This window comes from Microbacterium sp. EG9 (genome assembly GCF_059759475.1).
Genome location: NZ_CM186217.1, coordinates 1,925,772 through 1,945,680, shown reverse-complemented (window position 1 = coordinate 1,945,680; position 19,909 = coordinate 1,925,772). Strand labels below are relative to the sequence as shown.

General features: G+C 72.6%; 17 protein-coding genes. 11 read left to right on the top strand and 6 right to left on the bottom strand.

Features of this window, described 5'->3' with window-relative positions; genetic code table 11:
• Window positions 1–52: 52 nt before the first annotated feature.
• The gene (locus AC6CQV_RS09175; RefSeq protein WP_191008254.1) at window positions 53–1,270 is read left to right on the top strand and encodes a serine hydrolase domain-containing protein; all 1,218 of its coding nucleotides are present in this window, start codon (window positions 53–55) and stop codon (window positions 1,268–1,270) included.
• A gap of 30 nt (window positions 1,271–1,300) precedes the next feature.
• On the opposite strand, the gene AC6CQV_RS09170 is transcribed toward AC6CQV_RS09175, so the two are convergent.
• Complete coding sequence (locus AC6CQV_RS09170; RefSeq protein WP_498259297.1) at window positions 1,301–3,865, bottom strand: glycoside hydrolase family 2 protein; 2,565 nt, start codon at window positions 3,863–3,865, stop codon at window positions 1,301–1,303.
• A gap of 162 nt (window positions 3,866–4,027) precedes the next feature.
• Here AC6CQV_RS09170 and AC6CQV_RS09165 point away from each other — a divergent pair, with 162 nt between their 5' ends.
• From AC6CQV_RS09165 to AC6CQV_RS09140, 6 genes are all read left to right on the top strand, one after another.
• Window positions 4,028–5,410 (top strand): ABC transporter substrate-binding protein, encoded by a 1,383-nt coding sequence (locus AC6CQV_RS09165; RefSeq protein ID WP_157831574.1) that lies wholly within the window; start codon window positions 4,028–4,030, stop codon window positions 5,408–5,410.
• Between the two features lie 108 nt (window positions 5,411–5,518).
• The gene (locus tag AC6CQV_RS09160; RefSeq protein WP_101305906.1) at window positions 5,519–6,406 is read left to right on the top strand and encodes a carbohydrate ABC transporter permease; all 888 of its coding nucleotides are present in this window, start codon (window positions 5,519–5,521) and stop codon (window positions 6,404–6,406) included.
• Window positions 6,403–7,278, top strand: coding sequence for a carbohydrate ABC transporter permease (locus tag AC6CQV_RS09155; protein WP_498259296.1), 876 nt, complete (start codon window positions 6,403–6,405; stop codon window positions 7,276–7,278). The genes AC6CQV_RS09160 and AC6CQV_RS09155 overlap by 4 nt, the downstream gene beginning before the upstream one ends.
• Before the next feature lie 97 nt (window positions 7,279–7,375).
• Window positions 7,376–9,448 (top strand): right-handed parallel beta-helix repeat-containing protein, encoded by a 2,073-nt coding sequence (locus AC6CQV_RS09150; RefSeq protein WP_498259295.1) that lies wholly within the window; start codon window positions 7,376–7,378, stop codon window positions 9,446–9,448.
• A gap of 122 nt (window positions 9,449–9,570) precedes the next feature.
• A complete protein-coding gene (locus tag AC6CQV_RS09145; protein WP_498259294.1) occupies window positions 9,571–11,775 on the top strand; it encodes a family 78 glycoside hydrolase catalytic domain in 2,205 nt (734 codons plus the stop codon).
• A 4-nt stretch (window positions 11,776–11,779) separates the two neighbouring features.
• Window positions 11,780–11,932, top strand: a complete 153-nt coding sequence (locus AC6CQV_RS09140; RefSeq protein WP_498259293.1) for a hypothetical protein — start codon at window positions 11,780–11,782, stop codon at window positions 11,930–11,932.
• Between the two features lie 76 nt (window positions 11,933–12,008).
• Here AC6CQV_RS09140 and AC6CQV_RS09135 read toward each other — a convergent pair whose 3' ends face one another.
• On the bottom strand, window positions 12,009–12,554 hold the full coding sequence (locus AC6CQV_RS09135) for a GNAT family N-acetyltransferase (RefSeq protein WP_060960071.1): 546 nt from the start codon (window positions 12,552–12,554) through the stop codon (window positions 12,009–12,011).
• A gap of 43 nt (window positions 12,555–12,597) precedes the next feature.
• Between AC6CQV_RS09135 and AC6CQV_RS09130 the strand changes: the two genes are divergently transcribed.
• On the top strand, window positions 12,598–13,242 hold the full coding sequence (locus AC6CQV_RS09130; RefSeq protein ID WP_498259292.1) for a TetR family transcriptional regulator C-terminal domain-containing protein: 645 nt from the start codon (window positions 12,598–12,600) through the stop codon (window positions 13,240–13,242).
• On the opposite strand, the gene AC6CQV_RS09125 is transcribed toward AC6CQV_RS09130, so the two are convergent.
• On the bottom strand, window positions 13,224–14,051 hold the full coding sequence (locus AC6CQV_RS09125; RefSeq protein ID WP_498259291.1) for a MerR family transcriptional regulator: 828 nt from the start codon (window positions 14,049–14,051) through the stop codon (window positions 13,224–13,226). The genes AC6CQV_RS09130 and AC6CQV_RS09125 overlap by 19 nt on opposite strands.
• A 105-nt stretch (window positions 14,052–14,156) precedes the next feature.
• Entirely contained in the window at window positions 14,157–14,360 is a 204-nt protein-coding gene (locus AC6CQV_RS09120) for a cold-shock protein (protein ID WP_060960125.1), read from the bottom strand.
• 507 nt (window positions 14,361–14,867) lie between these two features.
• On the opposite strand from AC6CQV_RS09120, the gene AC6CQV_RS09115 reads away from it, so the two are divergent.
• Window positions 14,868–15,668, top strand: coding sequence for a hypothetical protein (locus tag AC6CQV_RS09115; RefSeq protein ID WP_498259290.1), 801 nt, complete (start codon window positions 14,868–14,870; stop codon window positions 15,666–15,668).
• A gap of 136 nt (window positions 15,669–15,804) precedes the next feature.
• Here AC6CQV_RS09115 and AC6CQV_RS09110 read toward each other — a convergent pair whose 3' ends face one another.
• On the bottom strand, window positions 15,805–17,070 hold the full coding sequence (locus tag AC6CQV_RS09110; RefSeq protein ID WP_498259289.1) for an APC family permease: 1,266 nt from the start codon (window positions 17,068–17,070) through the stop codon (window positions 15,805–15,807).
• Between the two features lie 167 nt (window positions 17,071–17,237).
• Here AC6CQV_RS09110 and AC6CQV_RS09105 point away from each other — a divergent pair, with 167 nt between their 5' ends.
• Both AC6CQV_RS09105 and AC6CQV_RS09100 read left to right on the top strand, forming a co-directional pair.
• Window positions 17,238–17,525: a hypothetical protein gene (locus tag AC6CQV_RS09105; RefSeq protein ID WP_101305918.1), complete on the top strand. Its 288-nt coding sequence runs from the start codon at window positions 17,238–17,240 to the stop codon at window positions 17,523–17,525.
• An 83-nt stretch (window positions 17,526–17,608) separates the two neighbouring features.
• Complete coding sequence (locus tag AC6CQV_RS09100; RefSeq protein ID WP_498259288.1) at window positions 17,609–18,352, top strand: YidC/Oxa1 family membrane protein insertase; 744 nt, start codon at window positions 17,609–17,611, stop codon at window positions 18,350–18,352.
• Here AC6CQV_RS09100 and AC6CQV_RS09095 read toward each other — a convergent pair.
• Complete coding sequence (locus AC6CQV_RS09095) at window positions 18,336–19,859, bottom strand: MFS transporter (protein WP_498259287.1); 1,524 nt, start codon at window positions 19,857–19,859, stop codon at window positions 18,336–18,338. The two genes, AC6CQV_RS09100 and AC6CQV_RS09095, sit on opposite strands and share 17 nt — an antisense overlap.
• Window positions 19,860–19,909: the final 50 nt, after the last annotated feature.

Genomic DNA, 19,909 nt, shown 5'->3' with positions numbered 1-19,909 from the left:
GCGCTTGTGCCGCCCATCTTATGCCAAAGCGCTTCGGCAGTAGACTGGCGGCGTGACGGACGACCCGCAGACCCCCCGCATCCACCCCCGCGCGACCGCCCCGGCCCACGGCCACGTCCATCCCGCCTATGCCGGGGTGGCCGAGGCGTTCGCGCGCGTGCTCGAGAGCGATGCCGCCGGTGCGGCGCTCTCGATCGTCGTCGACGGGGAGACGGTGGTCGACCTGTGGGGCGGCGCCGACCCCCTCTCGGGGCGGGCGTGGGAGCGTGAGAGCGCCACGCTGGCGTTCTCCGCGGCGAAAGGCATGGTGGCCCTGCTCGTGGCACAGCAGGTGCAGGCCGGTGCGCTCGATCCCGCGCTCCCCGTCGCGCACTACTGGCCGGAGTTCGCCGCAGCCGGCAAGGAGCGCATCACCGTCGCCGACGTCCTGACGCACGTCGCGGGCATGCCCACCCTGCCGATCCGCGAGCCCGAGGACCTCCTCGATCCGCTCGCCCTCGCCGCCCGGGTGGCGGCGGCGCCGCCCGACTACGCCCCCCGCAGCGCTCGTGTCTACCACGTGCTCAGCTACGGGGTCATCGCCGCCGAGCTGCTCCGCCGCGTCACCGGGGACGACGCGGCGACCCTGCTGCGCGAACGGGTCGCCGATCCGCTGGGTGCGGCGCTCTGGCTCGGGCTGCCGGCAGACGAGGACCGTCGCTACCTCCCCGCCCTCATGGAGCCGATCGTGCCGCCGCCCGTGCCGGCCGGTACGCCGGAGTCGACCGGCGCGGCCTGCGCGGCCGCCTTCCGCAGCACGGTGCAGATCGTCCCGTTGTTCGAACGGGTCGACGGGATGCTGGGCACCGAGCGGGTCAACGGCCTCCCCTTCCGACGCGCGCTCGTTCCCGGGGGCGGTCTGGTCGCGGACGCACGCGCCCTCGCCCGGGTGTACGGGGCGTGCGTCGCGCCGGTCGACGGGGTGCGTCTGCTCGACGACGACACCGTCGGCCTGGTGTCACGCGACTGGCTCGGCGGCATCCGCGAGCCGCTGTGCCTTCCCGGCGCCGCCGCGACCGTGCGGTGGGGGCTGGGGTTCGAGATCTCGCACGCTCTGAACCGCATGCTCGGCGACGGCTCGTTCGGTCATTCCGGCATGGGCGGCCGGCTCGCCTTCGCCCACGCCCCCTCGCGCACCGGCTTCGCCTTCGTGGGACAGCGGATGACCTTTCCGCCGCCCGGCCAGGACCCGCGGTGGGCGCTTCTGCTCGACGCGCTCGCCGCGGTGTGACGGCCGGGGCGTGAGACGCCCCGGCCGCCGTCAGGATGCGTCCGCTCGCGCGAGCTTCTCCGCCTCCAGCTGCGCGAGACCGCGGTAGCCGGCGTCCGGGCTCGTCGCGGCGCGGGCGGTGCGCAGCGCGGCACGCACCGCCGCGGGCGTGAACGCGTCCGGCGCGGCGGTGCGGATCGTCCACGCCACCGTCTCGCCGGGCAGCAGCGTCTCGAGGGTGCGCTCGGCGTGCGCGTCGGGGTCGATCTGATCGACGAGCAGGGTGGCGTCGCGCAGCAGCGTGCGCGCGGTGAGGTGCACCGACACCCCCGCGGGCACCGCGTCCACCTCCACGTCGAACCGCGGCTCCGGGTCGGGGTGGACGCGATCCGTCTCGCCGAGCAGGACGCTCCGCGACGCGCGCGCCCCGGACGCGCCGGGTGCGCCGGACGCCCCGGGTGCGCCGGTGTCGGCATCCGTCGGGGTGAGCACCGTCGCGACGAGCAGCTCGTCGCCACCGAGGTCGGCGGCGAGGGCGTGCATCGGCACGGCGATCGCCGTGTGCGCCGGCACGTGCACGGTGGCCTCGGTCTGCCCCGAGGGCGCACCGCGCGTCCAACGCTGCACGTCGACGACCGCGTCCCACGGCTCGGGTGTGCTGTTGCACGCGAACAGGGTGGGTCCGTCGGCCTCGTGTCGCAGGACGACGATGCGCGGGCGGTAGGCCTCGCGCACGGCGTAGGCGACCGGCTTGTAGCGGTCGGCGATGTCGATCATCGACCACGAGAGCGCGGGCCAGCAGTCGTTCAGCTGCCACACGATCGTGCCGCGGCAGAAGGGCTCGAGAGTGCGGAACCGCTCGACGCCGTAGCGCACGGCGCGCGCCTGATCGAGCTGGGCGAGCCAGTACCACTCGTCGAAGTCGGTCGGCACGCCGAAATGGGCGTCGAGCACGTCGTTGATGCGCTCCGTGCCGCCGGCCGCCTTCTGGCGCTGGATGGTCCCCGCCGAGAAGGGTGCCGGCCGCTCGTCGTGGACGACCGCGTCGAAGGTCGCGCGGGCCGGGGGTCCCTGGAACCCGAACTCCGAGACGAACCGCGGGCGCACGTCGTCGTAGGCGCGGTAGTCGTCGGGGATCCACCAGTGCACCACGCCGCGGGAGGGATCGTTGGGATCGTCCCACCGTCCGCCCGACGACGGGCTGCCCACGAGATAGGCCCGCGAGGGGTCGAGCTCGGCGACGAGTCGGGGGAGGAGGTCGACGTAGAACGTCTCGCCCCAGCTCGCGCCGCCCAGCACGTGCTCCCAGTCGTGCAGGAACCAGAACCACAGGTTCTCGTTGTTGCCGTTCCAGAGAGCGAGGCTGGGGTGCGGCATCAGCCGGGTGATGTTCTCGCGCGCCTCCGCCTCGACCTCGCCGGCGAAGGGCTCCTCCTCGGGATACGCCGCGCAGGCGAAGAGGAAGTCCTGCCACACGAGGATGCCGGCCTCGTCGCACGCGGTGTAGAACTCGTCCGACTCGAACACGCCGCCGCCCCACACGCGCAGCAGGTTCGCGCCGAGGTCGAGCGTCTCGGCGATCCGACGGCGGATGTCCCGGCTCGTGACGCGGGCGGGCGAGGTGTCGTCGGGGATCCAGTTGAAGCCCCGGACGAACATCGGCACCCCGTTGACCGTCAGGCCGAAGCTGCGACCCTCTGCATCCTCGGTCTGATCGACCACGAGATCGCGGAACCCGATCCGCCGCGTCCAGACGTCCAGTGCGGTGCCGTGCGCGTCGACGAGCGTCACGGTGAGCTCGTGCAGCGCGGGCGCCCCCATGCCGGTCGGCCACCAGCGGGCGGGGTGCGGCACGACGAGCTCGCCCCGGAGGCGGTCGGAGTGCGCGGGCGCGGCGATCCAGGTGCGGGCGCCCCCGACCTCGACGAGCACGCCGAGGTCGCTCTGCCGCCCGGACTCGGCGGTGCGCTCCAGCTCGATGTCGAGCGAGATCACGCCGTCGTCGCCCGCGAGGCGCGACGTGGGCCGCACGGCGCTGAGCCGGGCGGTCGACCACGCCTCGACCTCGACGGTGCGCCAGATGCCCGACCCGGGCAGGGCCGGCCCCCAGTCCCAGCCGAACGCGCACGCGTTCTTGCGGATGAAGGGCGACAGCGTGCTGAAGACGGTCCAGCGCGCTCCGAGCCGGTCGCGTTCCGCCTCCGCGGCGGCGACCGGCGAGCGCAGGGCGACGCGCAGCTCGGCGGGGCCCTCGGCGAGCTCGGGCGCGGCGACGCGCCAGGTGCGGTGCATGTTCGACAGGCGCGCGCGGGGGTCGCCGTCGATGAGGATGTCCGCGTGGGTGTCGACGCCGTGGAACACGACCTCGATCCGCTCGGGGGTGCCCGTCACGGCGGGGAGTCGGGTGCGGTACTCCCAGTCCGCTTCGCCGATCCACGTGAGCCGGTGCTCGTTGTCGTCGTCGAACGGGTCGGCGATGGCCTGCGCGTCGCGCAGCGCCATGTGCACGTCGCCCGGCACCGGGGCGTCGAAGGTGCGGCCGACGACGTGGTCGGGGAGGGGGCCCGACGCTCCGCGGAGCTGCCAGACGGCGTCGGTGGGGATACGGGTGAGCACGGCGTCGTCCTCGTCTCTCAGCGGGTGTCACGGATTTCGGATTGCGGTCTTGCGTCCGCCGCCACCCTCGGGCTAATGTGCAAAAGCGCTTTGGCATCTGGCCCGACCAAAGTACATCACGCACCGAGTCGCCTGCAATCCGACTCAGAAAGAGAAGTTTCGATGAAGAGACCACTCCGCTCCCGCCCGTGGGCGAAAGCCGCCGCGCTCGCGGCGATGACGGCCCTGACCGTCGGCGGGCTCACCGCCTGCGGCGCCGGCTCCACCCCGGCCGAGTCCGCCGGACCCGTCGAGATCGTCATCGGCAATCAGCCCGCCGCGACCGAGACCGCCCGCCTCGCCCTGTTCAACTCCCTCGTGGAGACGTTCAAGTCGCAGCATCCGAACTACGTCGTCACGACCACCGAGGACGGCTGGGACGCGCAGACCTTCTCCGCACGGCTGGCCGCCGGAGACCTGCCGACGGTGATGGGCGTGCCCTTCACCGAGATCCGCGGACTGATCGAGCGCAAGCAGGTCGCCGACCTGACCGACGCCGTCGACCAGCTCGGGGTCACCGACCTGCTGAACCCCCAGCTGGTCGACCTCGTCTCCGCCGACGGCAAGAAGTACGGCGTGCCGACCATGGCCTACGCGATGGGACTCGTCTACAACCGTGCCCTCTTCGAGAAGGCCGGCCTCGACCCCGCCGCCCCGCCCACCACGTGGGACGAGGTGCGCGCCGCCGCGAAGCAGATCACGGACAAGACGGGCGTGCCCGGCTTCGCCCAGGTGACCACCGACAACCAGGGCGGCTGGGTGCTCGGCGCCCAGGTCGCGTCGCGCGGCGGGTCGCTCGTGAACGAGGCCGGAGACGAGATCACCTTCGACGATGCGGCCACCACCGACGCGCTGACGCTCCTGCACGAGATGCGCTGGACCGATGGCAGCATGTCTCCCAACGGGCTGATGGCGGCGCTCGATCTCGCGCAGGCGTTCGCGGGGCAGCAGGTCGGCATGTTCATCCTGCAGTCCGACGCCTACCGGCCGCTCACCGAACAGCTCTCCTTCCCCAGCGCCGACTTCGGCTTCGGGGCCATGCCGACCGTCTCGGCGGGCGACGCGCCCACGACCCTGTCGGGCGGCACCATCGACATCGTGCGCCCCGACGCGTCGCCGGCGCAGGCGAAGGCCGCCGTCGAGTGGATCCAGCTCGCCGAGCTCGGCAAGTACACCGACAAGGATGCCGCGCGCGCCGACGCGCAGGCGCTCGCGTCACAGGGCTCCGCCGTCGCGATCCCCGGCCTGCCCGTCGTGACCGCCGCGGCCTACGAGCAGTACCTGTCGTGGATCTCCGATCTGAACAACGTCCCCATCGAGAACTTCCGCCCCTACCTCGACGAGGTCGCCGAGCAGAAGGTGCAGTCGGAGCCGCCGGTGAAGGGGCAGGACATCTACGCGACGCTCGACCCGGTCGTGCAGGCGGTCATCACCGACCAGGGCGCGGACATCCCCACGCTCGTGTCCGGCGCCGCCTCCACGGCTCAGGCGCTGTTGTCCCGCTGATCCGTGCGGGGCGGCGGTGAGCCCGCCCGTCGCCCCGCACCCCCACGACTCCTCACCGCGCCGCGGCGGGGGAGCCCACCACCCGTCCCCGTCGCACCGAGGAGTCCGATGTCCGTCCGTTCCCGACGTCGCCGCACGTCCCTGGCGGCGCTCGCCGTCGCCGCGCCGACGATCGTCGTGTTCGCCGTGTTCTCGTGGTGGCCGATCGTGCGCGGCGCGCTCATGAGCGTGCAGCATCCCACGTTCGTGGGCGCCGTCGAGTGGGTCGGCTGGAGCAACTTCGCCTACGTCCTCGCCGATCCGCAGCTCGGGCAGGCGGTGGGCAACACCCTGTGGTTCACGGTGCTCGCGATCGTCTTCGGATTCCCCCTGCCGCTCGCCCTCGCCGTCATGATCTCCACGGTCCGCGCCCGCCGCCGCGGCCTGTTCGCGGCGCTGGCGTACTTCCCGGTGATCGTGCCGCCGGTGGTGGCGATCCTGCTGTGGCGGTTCGCGTACGACCCCGCCCCGACCGGGCTGTTCAACAGCATCCTGGCGACGGTCGGGGCCGGACCGTTCGCCTGGCTCAACGACGCCGCGCTGGCCATGCCGTCGATCGTGCTGCAGGCCACGTGGGCGGCGGCCGGGACGAGCGTGCTCATCTACCTGGCCGCGCTCACCGCCGTCCGCCCCGACCTCTACGAGGCCGCGGCGCTCGACGGCGCGTCGGTGTGGCAACGCGTCTGGCACGTCACGCTTCCCCAGATGCGCACGATGATCCTCATCATGCTGCTGCTGCAGCTCATCGGTGCGGCCCAGGTGTTCACCGAGCCCTTCCTCATGACCTCCGGCGGACCGCAGAACGCCACGCTCACGATCCTGCTGCTGATGTACCGGTACGCGTTCGGCGGCTCCGCCGACTACGGTGCGGCCACGGCTCTCGGGCTCCTCCTGGCCGCGGCGCTCACCGTGCTGTCGGTGCTCTACCTGCGTCTCACGCGGAGGTGGCAGGCATGAGCGGCGGCCTGCTGACCCCGGCGGAGCTGCGGCGCCCGCGCACGCGGTGGGTGCTGCGCGGCGTGCACGCGGCCGTGCTGGCCGGACTGGTCGTGGCCGGGTTGGGGCCGCTGCTGTGGCTCGTCGCGGCATCCCTCGGCGAGACCACCGACGTCCTGCGCGACCCGCTCGGGGTCTTCGGGCGGATGACCGAGTGGCACCACTACGCCGACGCTTTCCGCGGCGTCGACACCGCGCGCCTGCTGGGCAACACGCTGGCGATGGCGGCGGGATCGGCGGTCACGACCGTCGTGGTGGCCCTGAGCGCGGGATACGTCATCGCGATCATGCGGCCGCGCTGGGCGCCGCTGCTGTCGGCCGGCATCCTGGCGACGGTCTTCCTGCCGGCGATCGTGTCGTTCGTGCCGCTCTACCTCACGGTGGTCGACCTGTTCGGCACCGGCATCTCGCTGCAGAACACCTTCTGGGCGGTGTGGCTGCCCGCGGGCGCCAACGCGTTCGCGGTGCTGCTGGTCACCGGGTACCTCCGCGGCATCCCGCGCGAGCTCATCGAGGCGGCCGAGATCGACGGCGCCGGGCCGCTGCGCATCCTGTTGAGCGTCGTGCTGCCGGCGGCGCGGCCCATCCTCGGTGTGGTCGCCCTGCTGGCCGCGATCGGCGCGTGGAAGGACTACCTGTGGCCCTCGCTGGTGCTCACCGACCCGAAAGTGCGGCCCATCTCGGTCGCATTGCCGATGCTGGAGCGCACGAACGACCTGACGACCTTCTTCGCGATCCTCGTCGTCTCGGCGCTGATCCCCATCGGGCTGTTCCTGGTCTTCCAGCGTCCCCTCCTGGCCAGCGCCGGGCTCTCCGCGGGGATGAAGGACTGAGACCCGCCGCCGTCGACCCCCCCGCCACCGATGCGGCCCCGCCGCCACGAAGCTCCCGCGCGCAACGGTGCGTGCGGACGAGAGAGGAGATTGGTCCATGACCGAACAGCCCATGTCGCGACCGGAGGGCCGCCGCCCCAGGTCGCGCCGCCGCGCGCTGGCCACTGCGCTCGCCGTCGTGCTCGCGACCGCAGGGGGCGTGCTGGCGGCCGAGCCCGCCCAGGCCGCCCCCACCGCGTACTACGTCGACAGTGCGAACGGCAGCGACGCCGCCGCCGGCACCAGCCCGGCCACCGCGTGGAAGTCGCTCGCTCCGGTGAACGCGCACACCTTCGCCGCCGGCGACAGCATCCTGCTCGCGCGCGGCGGCACCTGGACGGGACAGCTCGCTCCGCAGGGGTCGGGCACGGCGTCCGCCCCCATCACGGTCTCCGCCTACGGCTCGGGCGCGCTGCCGCACCTCAGCGGCGCGTCGCTCGCGTCGGGCGGCACCGTCCAGCTGCAGAACCAGAGCTGGTGGACGATCCAGAACCTCGACGTGTCGAACGACTCCGGCACCGACAACTTCGGCGATCCCACGGGCGGCACGCCCCGCTCCGGCATCCTGGTGCGCAACACCGTCGCGAACACCCTGCAGCGCGGGATCGTGATCCGCAGCAACGTCGTCAGCGACGTCAACGGATGCTTCCACTGCGCCGACATCGACGCGCACGACAACGGCGGGATCGTCGTGGACACCACCCAGCTCGGCGCGAGCTTCGACGGGGTGCTCATCGAGAACAACACCGTGCACGACGTCGGCCGCACCGGCATCGTCGTGTGGGACGCCAGCTACTTCACCACCGACATGACGGTGATCGTGCAGTCCGCCCTCACCTCGAACGTCCGCATCCGCGGCAACACCGTGATCGACCCCGACAGCGACGGCATCCTCGCCTTCGGAACCGACGGCGCCGTGCTGGAGTACAACGTCGTCCGCGGGGCGGGCCAGCGCACCACCGATGCGGGCAACATGCCGGCGTCGGCGGGACTGTGGCCCACGCGCGGTATGAACACGCTCGTGCAGTTCAACGAGGTGTCGGGCACCCGCACCCACGGCACCGACGGTCAGGGCTTCGACGTCGACATGGGCAGCAAGAACACCCGCGTGCAGTACAACTACTCGCACGACAACGAGGGCGGCTTCCTGCTCCTGATGGGCGGATACTCGAGTGACGTGGTGGTGCGTGACAACCTGTCGGTCAACGACGCCTGGGGAGGAGTGAAGGGCGTCTTCACCTTCTCGTGGGGCGTGCCGGGACCGGTGAAGATCTACAACAACACCGTCTACATCCCCGCCGGATCGCCCGCGAACCCCATCTACTGCGACGGCGACGCCGGGGCCTGCGCCTCATCGACGCCGGGCCAGTGGTCGTTCGTGAACAACATCGTCGACAACCACGGCACCGGGTCGTACACGTACCCCGGCATGGGCACGAACGCGACGTTCGCCTCGAACGTGTTCTCGGGCAACCATCCCGCCAGCGAGCCGGCCGATGCCACGAAGATCACCGCCGACCCGCGGTTCGTCGCGGCGGGCACCACCGGCAACGGGTTCGCCGTCGCCGACGCCTACAAGCTCCTGTCGACCTCGCCGGCGATCTCCACCGGGCAGGTCGTGAGCCCCAACGGGTTGCGCGACTTCTTCGGCAACGCGCTGTCGACGACCGCGGCGCCCTCTCGCGGGTTCCACGAGGCCGCGCCGCCCGCCGTCGCCCCGGCGCTCTTCGACCCGGTCAACGACTGGAGCATCAGCACGGCGCGCTCGGCGAACATCATGCTCGACACGACCGCTCCGGCATCCAACATGGCCGGCGACACCTCGCGCATCAAGCGCAGCGACGACCAGCCCGGCTGGGTGCGCTGGGATGCGGCGCCCGGCAAGACCGTGACCCTCTCGACCTTCTACTTCAACCAGGGGCCGAGCGCGTTCACGATCGTCGCCCTCGACGGCTCGGGCACCGCCACGACGGTGGCCTTCACCGCGACGGCGGCCACGGCCACGACCAACGGGTGGACCAAACGCACGATCACCAGTGCGGCGCTGCCGGCCGGCACGCGTGCCGTCGAGGTCCGGTTCGGGCTCGTGTCATCGTGGGGCGTGCAGATCGGCGACATCACGATCGGCTGAGTCCCCGCATCCGCAGAGCGGGCTCCGCGTCGTTCGCCGTCCTGGGCGACGCGGGGTCCGTTCTCGGGGGTGGTGCCCGTCGAGGAGAGGCAGGAGGAAGAAGGATGCTGGAGGGTGCGAGCGTGCTCCGCGCGCCGGAGGGATGGCGCGGTGCGCCGGGGTTCGTGCGCGCGTTCTCGGTGCCGGGCGGCGCCGCGCTGACCGCGGCGGTGCTGGAGGTGACGGCCGAGGGTCTGGTCGAGCCGCTGCTGGACGGACGGCTCGTGACCGCCGACGTGCTCCTGCCGGGGTGGACGGCGTACCGCCACCGGCTGCGCGTGGCGACCTACGACGTCACCGCGCAGCTGGGCCCCGGGCGCTCCCACGAGATCGAGCTGCGTGCCGGCAACGGCTGGTACTGCGGTCGCCTCGGATGGAGGGGAGCCCGCGCGCTCTACGGCGATCGGCCGGGTGTCGCCGCCGCGCTGACCCTGCGTTTCGACGACGGCTCGTCGCACCGTCTCGTCACCGACGACACCTGGCGGACGGTCTGTACGGCGACGCTCGCCGACGACCTGTACGACGGTGAGCACCTCGATCTGCGCACGCGCCGCGGCGCTGCGCATCCGGTCGTCGTGGACCACCTCGACCGCTCCCGGCTCGTGCCGTTCGCGGGGCCCCCGATCGTGCGGACCGCGCGCGTCGCCCCCATCTCGGCGTGGAGCGACGGCCGCGGCGGCACGATCTTCGACTTCGGACAGAACCTGGTGGGCCGGCTGCGGATGAGGGTCCGGGGGCCGCGCGGCCATCGGCTCACCGTGCAGCACGCCGAAGTGCTCGAACGCGGAGAGCTCGCCCGCCGCCCGCTGCGCAGCGCCCGCGCCGAGGACGTCGTGGTGCTGTCCGGCGGCGACGACGACGTCGAGCCCGCCTTCACCTTCCACGGCTTCCGCTACGCGCGCATCCAGGGATGGCACGCGGTGGAGGGCGACGTGGAGGCCGTCGTCATCGGCAGCGACCTGCGCCGCACCGGACGCTTCGCCTGCTCCGATCCGGTGCTCGACCGCTTCCACCGCAACGTGGTGTGGAGTCTGCGCGGCAACACCGTCGGCATCCCCACCGATTGCCCCCAGCGGGACGAGCGCCTGGGATGGACGGGCGACATCGCCGTGTTCGCCCCCACCGCCTGCTTCCTCTTCGACATGGACGGGTTCCTCCGGGAATGGCTCACCGATCTTCGGTGCGAGCAGGACGATGCCGACGGGCGGGTGCCCTATGTCGTGCCCGATGCGCTGCCGGGGTGGAGCGTGCGCGCGGGGGAGCCGCCGGAGGCGGTGGGCGTCTGGAGCGACGCGGCGGTGTGGGTGCCGTGGGCGCTGTGGGAGTCGTCGGGCGAGCCCGCCGTGCTCGCGGAGAGCTGGGCGAGCATGACCGCGCACGTCGAACGGGTGCTCGGCCGGCTCTCCGCCGACGGGGTCTGGCGCGACGACTTCCAGTTCGGGGACTGGCTCGATCCCACGGCTCCGCCCGACGACCCGTTCGCGGCGATCGCCGACCCGGGCGCCGTCGCGACGGCCGCGCTGCACCGCAGCATCCTGATGCTGTCCCGCGCCGCGAGCGTGCTCGGCCGTCCCGACGACGAGAGGCGGTGGGCGGCCCGCGCCCGGCGGCTGCGCGACGACTTCCGGCGGGCGTACGCCGAGCCCGGCGGGCGGCTGCGCTCGGATGCGCCCGCCGTGTATGCGCTCGCGATCGTCTGCGAGGTGCTCGACGGGGCGGATGCCGCGAAGGCCGGGCAGCGGCTGGCCGAGCTCGTCCGCGCGTCGGGACACCGCGTCATCGCCGGTTTCGCCGGTGCCCCCTACCTGTGCGACGCCCTCACGGCGACCGGTCATCTCGACGACGCGCTGGCGCTGCTCGTCAACCGCGAGACGCCGGGGTGGCTCGCCCCGGTCGACCTCGGAGCCACCACCGTGTGGGAGCGGTGGGACGCGCTCCTTCCCGACGGGACGGTCAACCCGGGGGAGATGACGAGCTTCAACCACTACGCGTTCGGCGCCGTCGCCGACTGGATGCACCGCGTCGTCGGCGGGCTCGCTTCCCTCGCCCCGGGGTGGGCGCGGGTGCGGGTCGACCCGCGTCCGCCCGCCGGCCTCGCCTGGGCGCGCACCTCGATCGACACGCCGCGGGGCACCATCGGCGTGCACTGGGAACGGGATGCCGAGGGCGCGCTCCACGTGGACTACGCCGCGCCCGAGGGTGTCGAGGTCGAGCTGGCCGCGGAGATCGCCGATCGCGCGCGCCGCGTCCCGCCTGCGGCGCTCGCTCCGGCGACGGCGGCAGAGTGAGACCGTGCCGGGCTTTCATCACGTCGAACTGTGGGTCGCAGACCTTCCGCGAGCGCGTCGCGAGTGGGGCTGGCTGCTGGGCGGACCGGATCACTACGCGGGCTGGCTGGAGGACTCCGCGGGAGCCAAAGCAGAGATCGTCGCCGACGAACGCTGACGACCCGCTCCTGCGCGGATCGAGCGCGGGCGAGCGCGGCGCTCCGGAGATGGCCGCACGTGCCCGGCGGGCGGGGTCACGCCGGGGCGAGGTCCTCGCGCACCAGTGCCCACACCTGCTTGTCGTGGAACACCCCGCCGTTGAGCCAGGCGCCGCGCAGGGTACCGTCCAGCGTCATCCCCAGCCGTCGCGCGACCGCGGCGCTGCGCTCGTTGTCGGCCCGGCAGCGCCATTCGACGCGGTTCAGGCCGCGCTCGCGCAGCGCGTACTCGACGAGCACCCGGGATGCCGCGGTCACCAGTCCCCGCCCCTCGGCCGCGGGCTCGAGCCAGCATCCGATCTCGCAGTGGCCGGCGGCGGCGCTGAAGGCGACGAACATCACGCCGCCGACCAGCCGCCCGTCCGCCCAGATGCCGAACAGCCGCGCGCCGTCGTCGGCCGCACTCGCTGCGTAGCGGTGCAGTGTGGCGCGGGCGCCCTCGACGGTGTCCGTGACGAACGAGGCGCCCACCCAGGGGCGGATGTGCTCGCGCGCCCGCTCCATGTGCGCGGCGAACTCGTCGGCGTGCCAGAGCTCCAGAGGTCGCAGCTCGGCGGAGGGGGAGAGGACTCGATGAAACATGGACGCCTTCCATAACGATCGTTATGTCGGGCAGTCTAGACCCATGCCTCCTGCCGAGCGGACCCGCCGCGACCGTCAAGCGGAGGTGGCCGAAGCCGTCTGGCGCGTGCTGGACCGCGACGGTTTCGTCGGGCTTTCCCTGCGTGTCGTCGCCGCCGAGATGGGCGCGACGACCGGGACCGTGACGCACTACTTCCGCTCGAAGAAAGAACTCACCGATTACGCGCTCGACCTGCTCGCCGCGCGCCGGGCCGCGGATGCGGGATCGCCGTCGGAGAGTGCTCGATCGGCGCTGCGGGCGGCGCTGCGCGGGATGCTGCCGCTCGATCGGCCGTCACGATCGGCGACGCGCATCTGGGTGAGTTCGTGGGATGCCGCGCTCGCCGGGCCCGACCGTGCGGCCGCGCACGCCCAGCGCTATCGCGACAGCCGCGCCAGACTTGCGCTCCTCGTGGCGGCGGTCCTCGACGAGACGTCGCCCCACCCGGACGATGCGGCCGCGATCGCCGAGCAGCTGCACGCCACGATGCTGGGCATCGCCACTCAGGCGGTGCTCGACCCCGAGGCGTATCCGCCCGAGCGCGTGGCGCGGCTGGTCGAGGCGGCCATCGCCCGATGGGTCACCGATCCGGCGGAGGCCGGTGGCCCCTCGGGCGACGGCGCGCCCGCTCAGGCGAGCGGTTCGTAGACCTCGGTGATCAGCTCGGCCGGGCCCACCTCGGCGGGCGTGTTCAGGTAGATGTTGAACGCGCGTGCAGCCAGCGCGTCGTCGCTGCGCGGACGCAGCCCGTCGGCGGCGATGCGTTGGTTGATGAGGTCGTGCGCGGCGGTGATCTGATCGTAGGGGCCGACCACGCGCGCGACGAGGCAGTCGCGCGCGGGAAGCTCGACGAGCTCGAGCGGGGCCTCGACGCGCGTGCCGGGGGCGACGGGCACGAAGATCGAGAGGTCGACGTCGCGCTCGGTGTACTGATCGTCGTGCTCGATCACGCCGCACGGACCGAGCGGCGCGATCGACTGTGCGCCGAGAGCGGGCATCATCCGCTCCCAGAGCTGGCCCTCGTCGGAGTAGGTGGGCACGGTTCCGCGCAGGCACGCGAGCGTCATCGCGGGAACGGTGGTGCGACTGACAGTGATGGACATGGATGTTCCTCCGTGGTCGAGCAATCTGTTGATGAGAGAGACACGTCCCTGGGCCGCGCGCTGTTCCTCGAGCAGGGACTCGCGCTGCAGGCGCAGCGCCGTCGTCCATTCCGGGGTGTCGCGGGCGGCGAGGAGGATGCCGATGGCGGAGACGCCGAACCCGACGTCACGCAGATTGCGGATGTCAGCGGCATCCTGGAGCTGCCGTGCCGCATAACGTCGGTACCCGCTCACGCGGTCGACGTCGGCGGGCACGAGGACTCCGTGGAGGTCGTAGTGACGCAGCATGCGCACGGAGAGTCTGCTCAGCGAGCTGAACTGTCCGATCGTCATGAGATCCGTGGTCTCGGCCATGAGGTCATGCTCCCGCGTCACACGGTGTGAGAGTCAAGTCCGTCGCGTGAACGGGAAGAGCCCGCCCCGACGATCGTCGGGACGGGCTCTCTCACGCGGTCTGGGTCAGAGCGCGCGGATGTTCGCGGCCTGCATGCCCTTGGGGCCACGCTCGGCGTCGAATTCCACCTTCTGGTCTTCGCGCAGCTCCTTGAAGCCGTCGGTGACGATTGCGGAGAAGTGCGCGAACAGGTCGGCGGAGCCGTCGTCCGGCGCGATGAAGCCGTAGCCCTTCTCGGAGTTGAACCATTTCACGGTGCCAGTGGCCATCGTGTCTTTCCTTCTGTTTTTCGGGCCGCCGGGGCGGCCGGGTGTGCCGAGTCGACGAATGCGACGCGGACGTGTGGGGGTCTTGTGAGCGGTCGAGAGCGCCGCGGTCACGGCGGCTCGAGCCAGCAGCGGGCTGGTGTGGATGCCGAGGTCTTCGCCGCGCGCGCCGTGCGCGTGGGCTCCGGCGAGCGTGTCGGCGACGAAGCCGGCGTACTCACCGGCGATCGTGGCGACGTGGACGTCGGCGTCGGCCTGGCGCCAGAGGACCTCTGGCGAGGTGGGAGGGAAGGTCATGAATCGTTTCTGTAGCGCGCGATCACAGTGGTGCGCGGGCGGCGAAGGATGCCGCTGGTCGTAGATGGCGGTCCGAGGAGATGGCTCTCGGCATCGAGAGGGACGGAACGGACGCGTGCCCGAGATACGGGACGGTCAACTGTAGCACCCGACGCCTGGGAAATGGCCGGGCCGGCACACAGCGGTGGGCGGGTGCTGACATACAGTCGAGGGATGCGACGTTCCCTCCCCGCCGTGTTGATCCTCGCCGCCGCCACCGGAGCCCTCGCTTTCACGTCGTGCGCCGCGGGGGTCACGACGCCCGCGGCCTCGCCCACGACGACCGCCAGCGCGGCCACGTCCTCGCCGGGGCCGTCCGCATCCGTGTCCGGCGCCGTCGGTGCTCCGGCGGTCTGCGACGCCGTCGAGCTGAAGCCCGGGGCGTCGGTCGCAGGCTCCGATCTGGCCGCGTGCGTCGTGGGCTTCTCGCGTGCCGCGGGAAGCGGCCGCGAGACGTTCACGGCCTCCGACGGCAGTTCGGGGCAGGCGGATTTCGTCTTCGGCGACGCGCCCGCGATGTCGGGAACCGTGACGGGGGCGGACGGCTCGACCTCGTTCGTGCTCACGCCCGATGCGGCGTGGATCACGATCGACGGCGTGTGGGTCGAGGGCGACGCGAGCAGCACCGACCCGAAGCGGATGCTGGCGGGCACCGTGGGGCAGGCCTATCGGGCCTTCGCCGATCCGTCGGCCACCACCGCCGTCATCTCGGCGTCTGCGTCGTGGACGGTGCAGACCGATCAGGACGTCATCACGCTTCCCGACGACACCGAGGTCCACGCGTGGCGGCTCCAGTCCGACGCCGCCTTCACCGCCGTGGGGGCCGACGTCCAGGAGATGGTGGTGTGGCTGACGTCGGCGCACGTGCCGGTCGGCGTCCAGGCGACCGCGAGCGTCGGCGGCATCCAGACCACCACCGTGCAGCACTACTACGGGTGGGGGACGCCGGTCGCGATCACGACGCCGCAGCCGTGAACGCCGGATCTCGCGCCCAGCTCGCGCGCGTCGCGGCGGTCGCGCTGTCTGCGTGTGCGCAACGTCGGAACAATGCCCGCGCCGTCGCCCCAAACCGCGGGATCTCGAGCGCCCGCCCGCGGTTCTCCGACGTTGGTCACGCGCGCGGCGTGACGCCCTCCGCGCGGCGGCGCAGCGCCCGGTAGCCGACGCCGACCGCCACGACCGCCACGCCGCCGACGATCGAGGGCCAGGGGAGCGTCGCCACGAGGACGGCGCAGCCCACCGCGCCGACGATCTGCAGCGCGCGCGGGAAGCGCCGCGCCGCGGCACCCTGCCGATACGCCGCGACGTTCGCGATCAGGTAGTACAGCAGCACCCCGAACGAGGAGAACCCGATCGCCGCACGGAGGTCGGTCGTGAGGATCAGCACGCTCACGACGGCGGCGAGGGCGAGCTCGGCGCGGTGCGGCACGGCGTAACGCGGGTGGACCGCCGACAGCCACCGCGGCAGGTCGCCCGCGCGGGCCATCGCGAGGCTGGTGCGCCCGATGCCCGCCACGAGAGCCAGCAGCGCGCCCAGGGATGCCGCGGCAGCGCCGACCCGCACGACGGGCCCGGTCCAGGTCCAGCCGCCCGCGGCGGCCAGCTCGGCCAGCGGCGCCGGGGAGGCGGCCAGCCGCTCGGGCCCGAGTGTGGCGAGCGCCGCCACGGCGAGCGCGACGTAGACGATGAGGGCGAGGACCAGCGCGATGACGATCGCGCGCGGGATGGTCCGCTGCGGATCGCGCACCTCTTCGCCCATCGTCGCGATGCGCGCATAACCGGCGAAGGCGAAGAAGAGCAGCCCCGCCGACTGGAGGATCCCGTACCAGCCATGCTCACCGGGCCCGATGGTCAGGTTGGCCGTCGTCGCCGCGCCGGATGCCGCGGCCGCCACCACCACGAGGACGAGCACCGACAGCACCACGACGACGATCGCTCGGGTGAGACCGGCCGTCCGCGTCACCCCGAAGGTGTTGACGATCGCGAGCACGATGACGGCCGCGACCGCGACCGGCCGCTGCCACGCCTCCGGCACCGCGTACGACGCGAAGGTCAGCGCCATCGCGGCACAGCTGGCGGTCTTGCCGATGACGAACGACCAGCCGGCGAAGAAGCCCGACCAGGGGCCGATCATCTCCCGGCCGTACACGTAGGTGCCGCCGGATGTCGGGAACTGCGCGGCGAGCTGAGCGGACGACGTCGCGTTCGCGTACGCGACGACCGCCGCGATCGCGAGACCGATCAGGAGCCCGCCGCCGGCCGCCGCGGCCGCGGGTGCGAAGGCGGCGAAGACGCCCGCGCCGATCATCGATCCGAGACCGATGGCGATCGCATCGACCAGGCCCAGCCGTCGTGCGAGCGCCCCCGACGCGCTCATCGGGGAGTGCTCGTCGACGACGGTCGTCGGGGCGCGGAGCGGGAGGTCACGCCGGGAGTGTACTCGGCGCCCGGCAACGCCTCGTGAACGGGTGCGCGCGACGCGCGTCGCGCGTGGACGGGGTGCTCTCCGCTACCCTGGGCAGCACCGACGGGAGGAGGCGGGCCATGATCGACACCCTCCGTTCCGTCGTGCGGGAGCTCATCTCCGGCATCGGCATGCTCGCGCCGGACGTCGCGCAGATCGGCGCGCTGAGCGCCGTGGCGGTCGCGGTCGCGACGCTCGCCGTCGTCGTGCTCGTTGCGACCGCCGCCTCCACCCTCGAGGGCGCATCGCCCACGCGCGTGCGGTCGGCGCGGTCGCGACTGCTCGCTGCGCCGCTGGCGCAGAGCGATCCGGACGCTCCGGGGCATGTCCTGCGGCGCGGTCCGAGTCGGGCGGCACCGGCCGCCTAGCCACGCCGCGCGCGCCATCGCGCCTCGGCATCCCTTCGCGGTCGACCAGCCCACTCTGATCGCCTCGTTGGAACGGATGCCCCGTGGACCTCTTCGCCCTGCCGCCGGTGGCGGCCCTGCTCGACCTCGTCTCGACCGGCCTCATGGCCGTGATCGCTTTTCTCACCCCTGTCGCCGGACCGCTCGCGGCCGGCTTCTCCGTCGTGCTCATCACTCTCGGCGTGCGCACGCTCCTCATCCCGGTCGGGGTCGCCCAAGCCCGGGCGGAACAGGCCCGCTCGCGGCTCGCGCCCCGTCTGCAGGTGCTGCGGCAGCGGCACCGGACGGACCCCGACCGTCTCCGGCGCGAGACGATGGCGCTCTACCGCGAGGAAGGGGTGTCGCCCTCCGCGGGATGCCTGCCGCTCGTGCTGCAGGCTCCCGTCGTCGGCCTCGTGTACGCCGCCTTCCTGCACGCCTCGATCGCGGGCCACGGCAACCCGCTTCTCGATCAGACGCTCCTGGGCGTCCCGCTCGGACGCAGCTTCGTGGGCGCGGTCCTCGCGCAGCAGCTGGATGCCGCGACGGCGATCGTGATCGGTGTGGTCGTCATCGTGATCGCCGTCGTGGGCGAGCTCACGCGGCGCCTGCTGCTGCCGTCGGCGGACGCGCGGTCGGGCGCCGCTGCGGCGCATCCGGTCGTCGGTGCGCTGCAGTTCGCGACCGCCGTGGTCGCGCTGTTCGTGCCGCTCGCCGCGGCGGTCTATCTGATGACCACCGCTGCCTGGACCCTGGGGCAGCGCCTGATCCTGCGGCGCCGGTACCCGCCGTTCAGCGCGCCGAGGTGAGGCCGCGGTGCGCGCGGGCGATCAGGGCGGCGCCGACGACGCTGACCACCAGGGCCACGACGGCCATGCCCAGCATGAGCGCGCCGAAGCCGTCGCGGTAGGCGCCGAGGGCGGCATCGAACACCGCGGCATCCGGACGGGTTCCGTCCTTCGCGTAGGCGCCGACGCTCGTCAGAGCGGTCTGGACGGCGGCATCCGACATGCCCGATGACGACAGCCGCGAGGTGATGCCGGCCACCGTGAGCTGCGTGACGACGACCGTCGACAGCGCCGTTCCCAGCGAGTAGAAGAGCTGACCGAAGGTTGTGCGCGAGCTCGTGACCGGGCCGTAGAACTCGGCGGGCGCCTCGCTGAGCACGAGGGTGCCGTAGGGGAGCGCGGCGGCCGTGATCCCGAGGGCGATGAGGATGCCGGCGGGGACGAACGCCAGCGGTGAAGCGGCATCGCGGGCGAGGAACGCCGCACCGAACCCGGCCGCGGACAGCACGCCGCCGACGAGCAGGGAGGTCTGCGGGCTCATCCCGCGGGTCATGAGCCGCCCGAGCACGATCGCGCCCAGGATCGAGGTGACCGACACCGGCAGCTGCCACACCGCCACCGTGCCGGGGGTGAGCCCCAGGACGTACTGCCAGAGGTTCGAGAGCTGGAGGAAGGCGACCGCCCCACCCGCGTTGAACACGAACCCGGCGCACAGCGCGGCGAGGAACAGGGGCCGGCGAAACAGTGCGACGGGGAAGAACGGATGCGCGACGCGCGTCTGCGACCACACGAACGCGCCGAGAAGCAGCGCACCCAGTGCGATCGCCGCCCAGGTGAGGGGGCTGCGCAGCGAGGACGCGAGCTGGGAGACGCCGAACAGCAGCACGACCATGCCGGTGATGAGGGCGATCTGTCCCCACACGTCGCGTTTCTCGGTGACGCTCGGGGCCACGGCCGGCAGCAGGGCGAGCACCGCGGGGATGCTGAGCGCGGACAGGAGCGGCACGAGCAGGAACGCCAGCCGCCAGTCGGCCCCGGCCAGCATCCCGCCCGAGAACGTGAAGACGACGCCCGCGGCACCCGAACACGCCGCGAACGTCGCGACCGCGGCGGGCAGGCGACCCGGCGCCGCGAGCACCTGGATGTAGGCGAAGGCGGCCGCGTAGACCGCTCCCAGACCGACGCCGGACACGGCCTGCCCGAGGATGTAGATCGCCGGCATCGGGGCGGCGGCGACGATCAGCTGCCCCACGAGCCCCGTGACGAGGGCGGCGACGAGCATGCGCCGACGTCCGATGCGGTCGGCGAGCAGGCCCGTCGTGATGACGGATGCCGCGATCGCCAGAGTCTGCATCGAGGCGGCGAGCGCCTGGTCTCCGCCGACCATGTCGAGGCCGCGGCTGGCGCCGACGAGTGCGGTCGCGGCGATGTTCGGCGCCGAGCCCTGCACGGCGGCGAGGACGCCGAGCAGGGGGACGGCGAGGACGGAGGGGGAGCGCACGACGGACGTCGGCAGGGTGCTGGTCATGAGAGGCCTTCGGGAGAGGGGGGAGGCGAGGAAAGGGGACAGGCGGGAAG